The 11,937-nt window shown below is 66.0% G+C and carries 13 protein-coding genes and 1 pseudogene; 9 read left to right on the top strand and 5 right to left on the bottom strand.

Annotated features, from left to right (window positions below; genetic code table 11):
* Nucleotides 1-13: 13 nt before the first annotated feature.
* The 3 genes from ispF to ACWHYQ_RS16760 all read left to right on the top strand — a co-directional run bounded on the left by ispF (nucleotide 14) and on the right by ACWHYQ_RS16760 (nucleotide 2,562).
* Nucleotides 14-490: a 2-C-methyl-D-erythritol 2,4-cyclodiphosphate synthase gene (ispF, locus tag ACWHYQ_RS16770; protein ID WP_447973250.1), complete on the top strand. Its 477-nt coding sequence runs from the start codon at nucleotides 14-16 to the stop codon at nucleotides 488-490.
* Nucleotides 491-605: 115 nt separating this feature from the next.
* Nucleotides 606-1,256 carry a serine O-acetyltransferase gene (gene cysE / locus ACWHYQ_RS16765; protein WP_447973249.1) on the top strand — a complete coding sequence of 217 codons (651 nt, stop codon included), beginning with the start codon at nucleotides 606-608 and terminating at the stop codon, nucleotides 1,254-1,256.
* Between the two features lie 220 nt (nucleotides 1,257-1,476).
* A complete protein-coding gene (locus ACWHYQ_RS16760) occupies nucleotides 1,477-2,562 on the top strand; it encodes a polysaccharide biosynthesis/export family protein (RefSeq protein WP_447973248.1) in 1,086 nt (361 codons plus the stop codon).
* A gap of 111 nt (nucleotides 2,563-2,673) precedes the next feature.
* On the opposite strand, the gene truA is transcribed toward ACWHYQ_RS16760, so the two are convergent.
* The 3 genes and pseudogenes from truA to ACWHYQ_RS16745 all read right to left on the bottom strand — a co-directional run.
* Nucleotides 2,674-3,408: a tRNA pseudouridine(38-40) synthase TruA gene (gene truA, locus ACWHYQ_RS16755; protein WP_447973247.1), complete on the bottom strand. Its 735-nt coding sequence runs from the start codon at nucleotides 3,406-3,408 to the stop codon at nucleotides 2,674-2,676.
* 85 nt (nucleotides 3,409-3,493) lie between these two features.
* Entirely contained in the window at nucleotides 3,494-4,216 is a 723-nt protein-coding gene (locus ACWHYQ_RS16750) for an N-acetylmuramoyl-L-alanine amidase family protein (protein ID WP_447973246.1), read from the bottom strand.
* Between the two features lie 151 nt (nucleotides 4,217-4,367).
* A pseudogene (locus tag ACWHYQ_RS16745) lies at nucleotides 4,368-4,853 on the bottom strand (AMIN domain-containing protein); the annotation flags it as partial.
* Nucleotides 4,854-4,985: 132 nt separating this feature from the next.
* Here ACWHYQ_RS16745 and ACWHYQ_RS16740 point away from each other — a divergent pair.
* Nucleotides 4,986-5,516, top strand: a complete 531-nt coding sequence (locus ACWHYQ_RS16740) for an NYN domain-containing protein (protein WP_447973245.1) — start codon at nucleotides 4,986-4,988, stop codon at nucleotides 5,514-5,516.
* 1 nt (nucleotide 5,517) lies between these two features.
* Here ACWHYQ_RS16740 and ACWHYQ_RS16735 read toward each other — a convergent pair whose 3' ends face one another.
* Nucleotides 5,518-5,739 (bottom strand): hypothetical protein, encoded by a 222-nt coding sequence (locus ACWHYQ_RS16735; protein ID WP_447973244.1) that lies wholly within the window; start codon nucleotides 5,737-5,739, stop codon nucleotides 5,518-5,520.
* A 21-nt stretch (nucleotides 5,740-5,760) separates the two neighbouring features.
* On the bottom strand, nucleotides 5,761-6,552 hold the full coding sequence (locus tag ACWHYQ_RS16730; protein WP_447973243.1) for a TatD family hydrolase: 792 nt from the start codon (nucleotides 6,550-6,552) through the stop codon (nucleotides 5,761-5,763).
* A 152-nt stretch (nucleotides 6,553-6,704) separates the two neighbouring features.
* Between ACWHYQ_RS16730 and ACWHYQ_RS16725 the strand changes: the two genes are divergently transcribed.
* The 5 genes from ACWHYQ_RS16725 (at nucleotide 6,705) to ACWHYQ_RS16705 (ending at nucleotide 11,924) form a co-directional block, all read left to right on the top strand.
* Nucleotides 6,705-7,121, top strand: coding sequence for a Fur family transcriptional regulator (locus tag ACWHYQ_RS16725; protein ID WP_447973242.1), 417 nt, complete (start codon nucleotides 6,705-6,707; stop codon nucleotides 7,119-7,121).
* Nucleotides 7,100-7,432: a hypothetical protein gene (locus ACWHYQ_RS16720; protein WP_447973241.1), complete on the top strand. Its 333-nt coding sequence runs from the start codon at nucleotides 7,100-7,102 to the stop codon at nucleotides 7,430-7,432. The genes ACWHYQ_RS16725 and ACWHYQ_RS16720 overlap by 22 nt, the downstream gene beginning before the upstream one ends.
* Nucleotides 7,433-7,565: 133 nt before the next feature.
* Nucleotides 7,566-9,995 carry a TonB-dependent receptor gene (locus ACWHYQ_RS16715; protein WP_447973240.1) on the top strand — a complete coding sequence of 810 codons (2,430 nt, stop codon included), beginning with the start codon at nucleotides 7,566-7,568 and terminating at the stop codon, nucleotides 9,993-9,995.
* Between the two features lie 115 nt (nucleotides 9,996-10,110).
* On the top strand, nucleotides 10,111-11,412 hold the full coding sequence (locus tag ACWHYQ_RS16710; RefSeq protein ID WP_447972544.1) for an IS1380 family transposase: 1,302 nt from the start codon (nucleotides 10,111-10,113) through the stop codon (nucleotides 11,410-11,412).
* A gap of 77 nt (nucleotides 11,413-11,489) precedes the next feature.
* Nucleotides 11,490-11,924 (top strand): energy transducer TonB family protein, encoded by a 435-nt coding sequence (locus ACWHYQ_RS16705; protein ID WP_447973239.1) that lies wholly within the window; start codon nucleotides 11,490-11,492, stop codon nucleotides 11,922-11,924.
* The last annotated feature ends 13 nt before the right edge of the window (nucleotides 11,925-11,937 follow it).

The raw sequence follows: 11,937 nt of genomic DNA, 5'->3' as shown, positions 1-11,937 counted from the left end.
GGTGAGGATAGGCATGCGGGTCGGATTGGGGTACGATATCCATCCCTTGGGGCAGGGACGCAGGCTGATCCTGGGTGGCGTGGACATTCCCCACGATCGGGGGTTGATCGGCCATTCGGACGCGGACGCGCTCGTGCATGCGGTCTGCGACGCGCTGCTGGGCGCGATGGGGGAAGGCGATCTGGGGAAGCACTATCCCAGCTCGGACGCCCGCTTCCAGGACATCTCCAGCCTGCGGCTGCTGGAGGACGTGGCGGCGATGCTGGACAAGAAGGGGCTCCGGCTGGTCAACCTGGACACGGTGATTATCGCGCAAGCGCCGCGCCTCGGCCCGCACCTGGCCGCGATGCAGACCCGGCTCGCAGAGGTCCTCAAGGTCGAACGGGGACAGGTGAACGTGAAGGTGAAGGGCGGCGAAGGGCTCGACGACGCGATCGGCCGGGAGGAGGCCATCGCGGCCCAGGCCGTGTGCTTGATCGCGGACAAATAAGCCTGGACACCAGCGATCAGTGTGGCCGTCGCCCCGGACAGCGTCAATCCGGGATCTCTCGGGATTCCGGCTTTCGCCGGAATGACGAAGCCGACGGCTGACGGCCCAACGAAGCATGTTCAAGACCATCCGACAGGACCTCCAGGCCGTGTTCGACCGCGACCCGGCGGCGACGAGCGTGCTGGAGGTCATCCTGACCTACGCCGGCTTTCACGCGCTGCTCGCCCACCGGGTTGCCCACCGGCTGTACACCTGGGGGGTGCCGGTTCTGCCCCGCCTGATTTCGCAGCTCGCCCGCTGGCTGACCGGGATCGAAATCCATCCCGGGGCCAAGATCGGAGTCGGCTTCTTCATTGACCACGGGATGGGCGTGGTGATCGGGGAGACCGCGGAGATCGGCGACTACGTGACGCTGTTCCAAGGCGTGACGCTGGGTGGCACCGGCAAAGAACGGGGCAAGCGGCATCCGACCCTGGGCAACCACGTGGTGGTCGGCGCGGGCGCGAAGATCCTCGGGGGGATCAAGATCGGGGACAACGTCAAGATCGGCGCGAACTCGGTCGTGCTCAAGTCCGTCCCGCCCAACTCGACCGTAATCGGCGTGCCGGCGCGCGTGATCAAGACCGAGGGGCAGCGCGTCCCCGAGGCTACCATGGACCACATCAACATCCCCGACCCCATCGCCGACCGCTTCGAGGCCCTCGAGCGCGAGCTCATCGAGCTGCGGAAAAAGCTGGAAAATCAAAACCCTCCGAAGAATCCTTAGATCGTCAAACAGCTCGCGCCATCTCGTCTGCGGCGGGTCTAAGAGCGGTTCGCAACAGCTTGTCTTCCGCATCGAGCCGCCACACCCCGCGCGCAAATTCCTTCCAGAAACCACGCGCTGGGCACCGCCTTGACGCTCGCGCGGGGGGGGGGGTAGAATCCCTCCCCCGAAGGGGTTATCGCCGATGTCTTCAAGGTACGCCCATCGCGGACCTGTGCTGGTGTACGCGATTGTGTTGTTGACCTGTTGTGTCCTCCACGCTGTGACCTGGGCGCAGGGCGCACATCAAGGAGACCAGCGAAAAGGGAAAGGGGGGGTAAGCGGCCTTAAGGCCGGCGTTCAAAGTGGTGCGAAAGAAAAAGGCGCGCGCGGTTCATCGGGGGGCGGAGGGCTGACCCTTTTTAAGCAGATTGATCCCGCGAAATATGTCCTGGGCCCGGGAGATGAACTCCTCGTCAATCTCTGGGGGGAGTACGATGCCTTCGAGCCCCAAGTTGTGTCCGCGACGGGGAAGATCAGCCTCCCGACGATCGGCGAACTGAAGGTCTCTGGGTTGACGCTCGAGCAGGCCGAGGCCCTCCTCAGGCGCGCCGTGGACAAGTACTACAGGAATGTGAACAGCGGCATCTCCCTGACGTCCCTGCGAACATTCAAAGTCGGAGTCCTCGGGGCGGTCCATGCGCCAGGGAACTATCCAGCGACACTGGACACGCGCGTGTCGGACCTGATTGTCGAGGCGGGTGGCGTTTTGCCTGGCGGCAGCTTGAGACACATCCAGGTGAAGCAAGGCGGAACACTCCGCGCGATGTGCGACCTCAATGCCTATCTCAAGCGAGGCGTCGAGGACGCGAATCCTTTCCTCCACGAAGGCGACGTCATCTTCGTTCCTCCGGTGAGCGGGTCGCTCATCCGCATCTTCGACCAAGCGGCGGTCCTAGCCACCACCACTGACGGGTCCGGTGCTGAAAACGGCTCCTCCGCACCGTCGAGTACCGCGATGCTGTTGCAATATGAATTGGAAGCCGGCCAACGATTTTCCAGCCTGGTTTATGACTTGGGAGGCCTCAATCCAGGATGGGACTTTTCAAACGTCTATGTTATCCGCCGGCAACCGAACGGCGAGGGCACGGTCAAGTTACAAGTAGATCTTCCCAAGCTCCTCATTGAGGGGGACGAAGCCAAGGATATCGTCCTGCAGAAGGGAGACGACGTCTTCTTCGCCGCGCAGGTACGCTCACCGTATCTTAATGGCAAAGGGGAAATCGTGGGGATTGAAAGGCCCTACTACGATTTTAACGCGAAGTAGCGAGAGCCCCTGCGTCAATCATCGGTGATGGGTAGATGCGTGCGTGCCGTCCTACGCTCATCTGTCGCAATTCTGTTCCCCGCCTCAGTCCCGCAAGCTTGCTTGGAAGGGTCAGTACTCCACCCGCACCAGATAGAGCCCCTGCGCCGGCGCGGTGGTGCCGGCGGCGCGGCGGTCCCGCGCCGCGAGGATGTCCTTGAGGCTCACGGGTGGACGCTTCCCTAGGCCGACCTCGACCAGGGTCCCCACGATCGCGCGGACCATCTGACGGAGGAACCGGTCCGCTTCCGCCTCAATGCGGATAAGAGGAGAGTCGTGAAGCACCGCCAGGCGACGCAGGTCGCAGACGGGATTCTCCGTGTCGGTCGGGGAGTTTTGGAAGGAGGAGAAGTCGTGCCGTCCGAGCAAGAGCGCCGCCGCCTCGCGCATCGGCTCGATGAGGAGCGGGTGCCGGACGTGCCAGGCCCGGTGTCGCTCCAGGGCGGACCGCACCGGGCGGTTGAGGATGTGATACTCATAGACCTTTGCCGTGGCGCCGTAGCGCGCGTGGAAGTCGTCGGCGACCTGCTCGGCCGCCAGGACGCAGATGTCCGGCGGCAACAGCCCGTTCAGCGCTCGCACCCACACCTCGGGGGCCAGGTCCCGTGCGCAGCGGAAGCTCGCCACCTGTCCCAGCGCGTGCACGCCCGCGTCGGTCCGCCCCGCCCCGATCACCCGGACCGGCGCCTGGCAGATGCGCTCGATGGCCGCTTCCAGAGCGGCCTGGATGGTCGGCTGCTTCGGTTGCCGTTGCCAGCCGGCGTAGGCCGTGCCGTCGTATTGGAGCGTCAGCTTGATCGTGGCCATGGGGCGGGCAGCGCCGATTCGGAGTTGTGCGCACGCCTGTACGGAGGCGAGGGGACACTGGGCCGGGACGGAGCCCGGCGGCCCGTCATTGCTTGACTGTCTGAACCGGCCTGACGTAGGCCCGGATGCCTTCGAAGATCGCTTCCGCGATGCGGGTGAGGAAGGCCTCGCCCCGCATTAGCCGCTCTTCCGTCGGGTTCGAAATGAACGCAATCTCGGCCAGGATGCTGGGCATGGTAGTGAAGCGGAGCACGTAAAACGGCGCGGTCTTCACCCCGTGATCCACCACGTCGTAGTGGTCGTCCAGGTGAGCGACCATCGCTTCTTTCGTCGCCCAGGCCAGGGTTTGCGACTCGTGGAGCTTCTTCGTTGCCACCATGTCCAGCACAATGGCGTTGACCGGGTTGTTGTCCACCTGGTCAATGGGAATGCCGTTTTCCCGCGCGGCGACTTCCAGCGCCCGGCGGTCGCTCGCCTTGCCGAAGTGGTAGATCTCGAGCCCCTTCACGGCGCGCTGGGGGTGCGAGTTGACGTGGATCGAGACGAAGAGGTCCGCCCCGTTCCGGTTGGCGAAAGCCGCCCGGTCCTCCAGCTCCACGAACACGTCCCGGTCCCGGGTCATGAGCACCTTCTTGCCGAGTCGCTTGACCACCAGGTCGCGGACCTTGAGGGCGACCTGGAGGGTAATGTCCTTCTCCGCCGTGCCGCTCCGCCCGATCGCGCCGGGATCCTTGCCGCCGTGCCCCGGATCGAGCACGATGGTCCTGATCTCGCTGGCCCTGCGTTGCTCGGGCGTGAGCGCGATCACGCGGTCCGGCTCCGCCGGGGCGGCGGGGCTGGCGCGCCGGGAGCGACAGGCGCCGCGCCAGCGGGAGCGGGTTGACCCGCGGCCGGCGGGGAGCCCGGCCGGGCCGGCTCGGCGCCGTTGCCGCGGGGGGGTACACGTCCAGGACGAGTCGGGCCGGATCCCGCAGCGGTAGCAGCTTGTAGTCGGTGATCGACTCTAGGTTGAGGGAGACCGTGACGGACTGGGGGTTCGGCTGGCCGATGGTGATGTCCGACGGAAACTCCTTGTCGCTCAGGCGGGCTTTGGCGGCCTGGCCTAGGACGGAATTCTGAAGCTCGATCACGATCCGGTCGGGGTCCGCCTGGCGGCTCTGGGTGAAGGTCACGCTGCGCTGAAGATCGAAGACCAGCCGCGTGTAGTCCACGTAGGCCCGGAAGCGAAGATCCCGGACGACCGTCGGCGAGGCCGCGGGCTGGGGCGCCTTCTTTCTGGACTTCCTGGCCTTGCGGTCGGTGGCCGGCTGCGTGGACGGGACCGCCCGGCCGTCGGCGCGCAGCGCCCTGGTGGCGGCGCCGTGGGCGTCGAGCCCCGCCGCCACCCAACTCAGCAGCCATGCGGTGAGGCTCAGAGCGAACGCCAGCCGTCGAGCTACCAGCATACGAGTCGGCTCCTTGGCCCTCTCACCGCAGGTTGTCTCAGATGCCCGCGGGATTGTCAAGCAGAACCGGCCGGGGCCGCCCCACACGGGCTCGATTGACAGGCCCGCGGGTGTCGGCTAGGGTTGAGCCCCATGGAGGGTCACCTCATCATTGACGGCTACAATCTCCTCGGCGTCCGAGGCCAGGCCGGCCGCACGGGCCGCGAACATCCGGAGGCCGCCCGCGAGGCGCTGCTTCACGAGCTGGCGCGGTACCGGCAGCGCAAAGGCCATCCCATAACCGTGGTCTTCGATGGATGGCAGCAAGGGGCAGGGACGGAGCGGCACGAGCACCGGGCCGGGGTCGAGGTGATCTATTCGCGTCGCGGGGAGCGGGCGGACCAAGTCATCCAACGGCTGGCGGAGGAGTTCGGCAAGGCGTGCGCGGTGGTCTCCTCGGACCGCGAGGTCGCGGCCTTTGCCCGCGCGCGGGGCGCCTTCACGATCGAGGCCCGCGAATTCGACGCGCGGCTGCGCGCGGCGCCCACGGCGCCGGCGCGTCCACCCGCGTTCAGCCGCGGTGAGGACGATGATGGTCCGCGACGGACTTCCGACAAACGAGGCAATCCCCGCAAGCTGCCGAAGGCGCTCCGCCAGCGGCAGCGGCAGCTCCGGAGGTTCTGACTCACTCCGTCTCCCGCTTGATCTTCTCGAACTCGTTCCAGAAGGCATCCACCGCCTGATCGCCGTGGACGGACCAGTTCTCGTCCAGCTCGCGGTCGACGCTCTCCGCCGGGATGATCCCCAGCCGCTCGAGTTGCTCCTGCAGGATCTCCACCTGACTTCTCAGATGGACCACGTGGTTGACCAGCAGCTCGATCGCCAGGGTCGTCTCTCGCTCGTCCATGGGGTGGCTCCTCTCGTTCGCTTACCGCTGCCGCGCCGCGAGCTGGAATAGCCGTTGCGCATTCTCCGAGGTGATCCGGCCGATCTCCTCCAGCGGGGATGGTCCGGCTGGACGCGTCAGGTCGGCGATCCGCTCCGCGACGAGCCGGACGTAGGCCGGCTCGTTGCGTTTCCCGCGGTGCGGGACCGGCGTCAGGTAGGGACAGTCCGTCTCCACGAGCATCCGGTCCAGGGGCACTGTCTTGGCGATCTCGCGGAGCGGCTCCGCGTTCCTGAAGGTGACGACGCCGGAAAACGACAGGTAAAAGCCCAGGTCCAGCGCCTGCCTCGCCAGGGCCGCGTCGCCCGAAAAGCAGTGGAAGACGCCGCCGACCCGGTCGGCTTTTTCTTCCCGGAGGATCGCGATCGTGTCGTCCTGAGCCGCACGGGTGTGCACGACGATGGGCAGGCCCAGATCCTTGGCCAGGCAGACTTGCTCCCGGAACCGGTCCCGCTGCAGCCGGGGCGGCGAATAGTTGTAGTGGTAGTCCAGGCCGATCTCTCCGTATGCGACGACCTTGGGATGGGCGGCCAGTCGGCGAAGCTGATCGTACCAGTCGTCCCCGATCTGCCGAACCTCGTGGGGATGGACGCCCACCGTGGCATAGACCTGGGGATAGCGGTCCGCCAGCGCGACCGCCGCCCGGCTGGAGGCGAGGTCGCAGCCGATCGTCACGAGCGCCGTGATGCCGGCCTCCCGTGCACGCGCCAGGACAGCCTCGCGGTCCTCGTCGTAGCGCGCGTCGTCCAGGTGGGTATGGGTGTCAATGAGCATGCGGCTGCTCCGGGCTCGTGGATGCGCCGTATCCTAGCACGGCCGAATGCCACTCGGAAGGGCAGACCGGGGCGACCTGGAGGGTTGACAGGGGCGCGGCGACGTGGTAAATGCAAACTATTTGCAACTACTCTTCCCGGGAGGCGCTTCACGTGTCGGCGACGCTAGCGGCGAGGCTGCGGGCGACGGGACGGCGGCTGACCCGGACCCGCAAGGCGATCTTGGCCGTGCTCGAGCAGGCCCAATATCCGCTCAGCGCGGCGGACGTCCACCGACGGTTGACGGAGCAGCGGGAGCCCGCCGATCTGGTGACGGTCTATCGGACCTTGGCCGTGCTCAAGGAACTCGGGCTCGTCTTCCGAGTGGAGTTCCAGGAGGGCCAGTTCCGGTACGAGATCCGGCAGGGGCGAGAGCACCACCACCACATCCGCTGTCGCGGATGCGGGCGGATCGCTGACCTGGCCCTCTGTCCCCTCCGGAAGCTCTCTGCCTTGGTGGAGCGTCTGACCCGGTTCCGCGTGGACGGCCACGCGCTGGAGTTTTTCGGATGGTGCCCCAAGTGCCGGTAGCCCGCTCGCACCAGCAGACCCGCGCCCGCTTGGCCCTGGTGCTCGTCTGTCTCGTGCTGGCGCTGGGACCGTTCGCGGCCGCCCTCGGTGTGCACCACGAGCTGGCCGCCGCGGACGACGATGGGCACCGGCACTCGGACTTCGACCTCTGCCAGTGGGTCCAGCTTCACAGCGCTGGCTCCGTGCTCCCGACGGTCGTGCTGCCCGGACGGTTCGCCGCCCCGGAGCGGCACGACCCGCCTCTGGCCCACTTCCTCTCGTCCCTCACCCTGCTGGCCTCCAAGGCCTCCCGCGCGCCGCCCCTGTCCTGATCCCGCTCATGACGCAGGTGGTCCGGCGACCGGCCCGAGGGCCGGCGCCGACGCAACGACGTGCCGCAACGGCGCGGGCGCTATCGGGCCGGGACGGCCCGCGGCGGCGCACGTGCGACGGGAGGGAGCGCGGATGGGATGCATCGGGTTGATCCGCTTGGCGCTGGGGGGGCTGGGGTTCTGGGCTGCCCTCGTGCTGGCGGTACTGGCGGAGGCCGGCGCGCAGCCGGCCCGGCCTGGGGCACTGACGATTACAGGATTCGTGCAAAACCAGGACTTGCGGCGGGTGCCGCAGGCCATCGTGGAGCTGCGGGACCGGGAAGGGACGGTCGTCGCGGAGGCGGTGACGAACGACGCGGGGGAATTCTCGATCGTGGCGCCCGCCGCGGGGACCTATTCGGTGAGCGCGGTCCAGGAAACCTATCGGAGCGAGTACGTCGTGCTGAAGGTCGGCGCCGAGCAGCTCGAGCCGGTCAAGCTGACCCTGGCGCTGACGCAGGAGATCGCGCTGGACATCGTCTCGCCGCTCCCGCCCATCCAGTACAGGGCGTCCAGCGAGACCTACTCGGTCAGCCGCAAGGAGATCGAAGAGCTGCCGCGGGGCAACAACAACGACGTGGACCAGGTCCTCGCCACCATCCCGGGGGCAACCGTGGATGCGCTCAAGCAGGTGCACATCCGGCAGGACCACGCCAACCTGCAGTTCCGGATTGATGGCGTCCCGATCCCGGACACGGTCTCGACGACGTTCGCCGACGTGATCACGCCCAGAGCCTGGGAACGGGCGGACATCATTCTGGGCGGCATGGAGGCCCAATACGGGAACCGGACCGCCGCCCTGATTGACATCACGAGCAAGAGCGGCACGAAGCCCGGCTTCGGCTCGATCCAGATGTTCGGGGGCCAGAACGAGACGATCAATCCATCGTTCGAGTACGGCGGCACGATCGGCGAGCAGTTCCGCTACTACGTCCTCAACAGCTTCACCTCGACGAACCGCGGCATTGACCCGCCGACCCTCGGCCGCTCCTGGTTCCATAACCAGAGCGAGCAGAACCAGACCTATCTCCGCGGAGACTACCAGCGCGACAACCGGAACAACTTCTCCTTTCTGGTCCTCAACTCGGTCGCGAAACACCAGATTCCGACGATTCCGGGCCAGACACCCAATGCGGCCATCGTCGCGCTGATCCAAGCCCAGCGTCCTGGCTTCTCGCCGGTGGCCTCCCAGGCCGTGGACCAGAATCAGTACGAGAACAACCAGTACGGACACCTGGTCTGGCGGCACGACGTGAGCGCCACCCAGTTCTTCAGCCTGGCCACCTATTTCCGGCAGACGCGCGCGACGTTCATCACGGATCCGCTGAACGTGCTGAGCTACACCCAGAATACGGAGGAGCCTTTTTCGGCCGGCAGCCAGGACCGGTCGGCCTATTCGGCCGGCGTCCGGCTCGACTACACCAACAAGCTGAGCGGCCAGCACCTGCTGAAGTACGGGTTCCAGATTGACCGCACGCAGGCGGTCAACAAGACGCGCCTGTTCGCCTTCGGGCGGGACAGCACGACGAGGGATCCGACCGGTCCCGTGATCGGGATCAACGGGGACCGGCGACTGATCGGCTGGCGGGAGGAGCTCTGGATCCAGGACCAGTACACGCCGACCGACGACCTGACCTTCAACGTCGGGCTCCGGTGGGATTACATCCAGGCGCTGACCGATTCCTGGCAGCTCAGCCCCCGGGTCGGGGTGACCTACAAGGTGAACCGGACCAATGTGGTCCACGCCTACTACGGCCGCCTCTTCACGCCGCCGAACCTGGAGTCGGTGGCCTTCCTGGTGCCCCAGACGGTCGGGACTACGGCGCAGCCGGAGAACCTGACCAACACCCCGCCGAAGCCAGAACGGTCGCATTATTTCGAGATGGGGTGGTATCATGCGTTCAACCACCTGGCGACCCTGCAGGTCGTCGCCTATTACAAGCTCAACGAGAACATGTCGGACGCGGGCCAGTTTGGCTCGACCCCGCTGCTGAACTATTTCGCGTTCGAGCGCGGCTGGCAGCGGGGCGTGGACACGACCCTGAAGGTCAACGTCACCGACAACCTGACCGGCCGAGCCAGCGTGGCCTGGGGCCAATCCAAGGGGTACGGGCTCCAGTCGGGACATTTCCTGCTGGAGCAGCGCGAGATCAACGACATCAACCGGAGGGGCGGAGTCTTCACCGACCACATGCAGCTCGTGACCAGCTCTGCGGTCCTGACCTACCGGTTCCTGGAGCGAAACACGGTGTCCGGGCAGATGCTCTACGGCTCCGGTCTGCGGACGGCCCTGCCGGGCGCCCAGACGAACTCGACGCACATGCCGTCCTACACGATCTACAACGCGTCGCTCACGCACGAGATTCCGATCGCGAAGACCCAGAAATTCCTGTTGGGTGTCGACGTCATCAACCTGTTCGACCAGGGCTATTTCTACAATTTCGGCGAAGGCAGCATCGGGCTCGGGGTGGCGCATGCTGGGATGCCGCGGACCGTTTTCTTCCGCGGGCAGTGGTTCTTTTAAACCTGAATCCGGCGCCAGGTAATGACAAGATCCTCTGCTGACGCGCATTCTCGGGCCGCTGGCGCCCCTTCGGGGGAGTTGAGCGAAAGCTATCATTGTGTTAGCTTTGGCTCAAATGCCGCGGGGGCCCCGGAAGCTCACGATCAGGTTCGGTGCCGCGTCGCTGACGCATTACGGCGGCGTCTACCTGCTGCATCGCTTCTTGTCCCGGATTGGCTTCAAGGACGCGATCGCCCGACATGTCCGAGTGGTCCAGCGGAACAACCGGTACAGCATGGGCGAGATGCTGCTCGCCCTGCTGTACCCCATGATCCTCGGGCTCGAACGGATCGAAACCACGCAGTTGCTGCGGCAGAATGGCGTATTCCAGTCTCTCACCGGCCTGCCGAGCTATCCAGAGGCGACCACGCTCCGCCGCTTCCTGCTGCGGGTGGCCCCGACGGCGCTCCCGAAGGTGCGCGCCCTGCACGACAGCTTTCTGCGCCGGATGACCGTTCGGCCGCGGCCCCCGACCCGGCTGATCTTGGACGTGGACTCCACCGTGCTGGTGGTCTATGGCCGTCAGGAGCAAGCTCGGATCGGCTACAACCCGGTCAAGCGGGGCCGGCCGTCGTATCACCCCTTGCTCTGCTTCGAGGGACAGACCAAAGATTTCTGGCACGGCGAGTTGCGGCCAGGGGATGCGCATACCGCCAGCGGGACGCTCGACCTCCTCGCGGCGTGCTTCGCGAAGATCCCGGCCGGGGTCCGGTTGACGATTGTCCGCGCGGACAAAGGGTTTTACGACCACAAGCTGATCGAGTGGCTGGAAGAACACAGGGCCCGATTTGTGATCGTGGCTCGCCTGACCGCCCCGATCAAGCGCAAACTGTCGGGTCTGCGGTACGTCAGTCCCAGTCGAGGCATCGAGGTGGCCGAGTTCCGCTACCAGCCTACCCGCTGGCCCCATCCCTGTCGGTTCGTCGTGATCCGTCGCCCGCAGGCCGAAGAGCCCACCGCCCAGCTGACACTCTTCAAGCTCGGCAAGTACCACTACCAGGTCCTCGTCACGAATCTCCCGTTGCGACCCCTCAACCTCTGGCGGTTCTACAACGATCGCGCCGGAGTCGAGTTGCTCATCAAACAGCTCAAGGGAGATTACGCGTTGGGCAGCATTCCCACCCGTCACTTCTTTGCCAACGAGACCTACTTCCATCTTCTTCTGCTAGCCTACAACCTCGTCAACTGGTTCAAGCGACTCTGCTTGCCTCTGGAATTCCAGAACGCCACCCTTCAGACCTTGCGTCAGCGGATCCTCTCCATGCCCGCCCAGTTGCGGCGCGCTCGCAATCGTCCCACCCTGACCTTACCGGCCAGCGGCTATCGAGAGGCCGCGTGGAAGTACGCCCTGCATCAGATCCAGCGACTTAGGCTGTGACGCCCGCGCTTTTCACGCCGGATTCAGGTTAAAACCGTGACGGGTGATGGGTGCCACGTGATGGGTGAACGGTCCTGATGCCTCTCCACCGAATCATCCTGTGCTGTGCGCTCTGTGTCTGGCTCTGGCCCGCAGACGTGGGCGCGGTCCAGGGGGACGAGGCGACGCACCAGTCGGACCATGCGGAGGACGTGATCACGCTCCCGGAAGTGCACGTTCACGGCCTGCCGTTGAACAAGGACCAGCAGCTCGGGCCGGTGCCCACCTACACCCCGTGGCCGGCGATTCCGCCGTCGCTCGACGGGCAGCCGCTGGACGACTGGATGAAGGCCCGGATGCTGGTGTCCAAGGAAGGGCAGGTCACGGTGGTCGTTCTCGAGCCCGCCAAGCACCGCGAGCTGACGCTCGCCGGGCTCCACGCCCTGGAGCAGTGGAAGTTCCAGCCCCAGATGAGAGGCGAGCAGCCCGTGGACGGCGAGCTGACCGTGCGGATCCATTTTAGAACGCGATAGGGCACGGGCGCGA

Source organism: Nitrospira sp. Kam-Ns4a (assembly GCF_965152595.1).
This window is presented reverse-complemented; position numbering and strand designations above follow the sequence as displayed.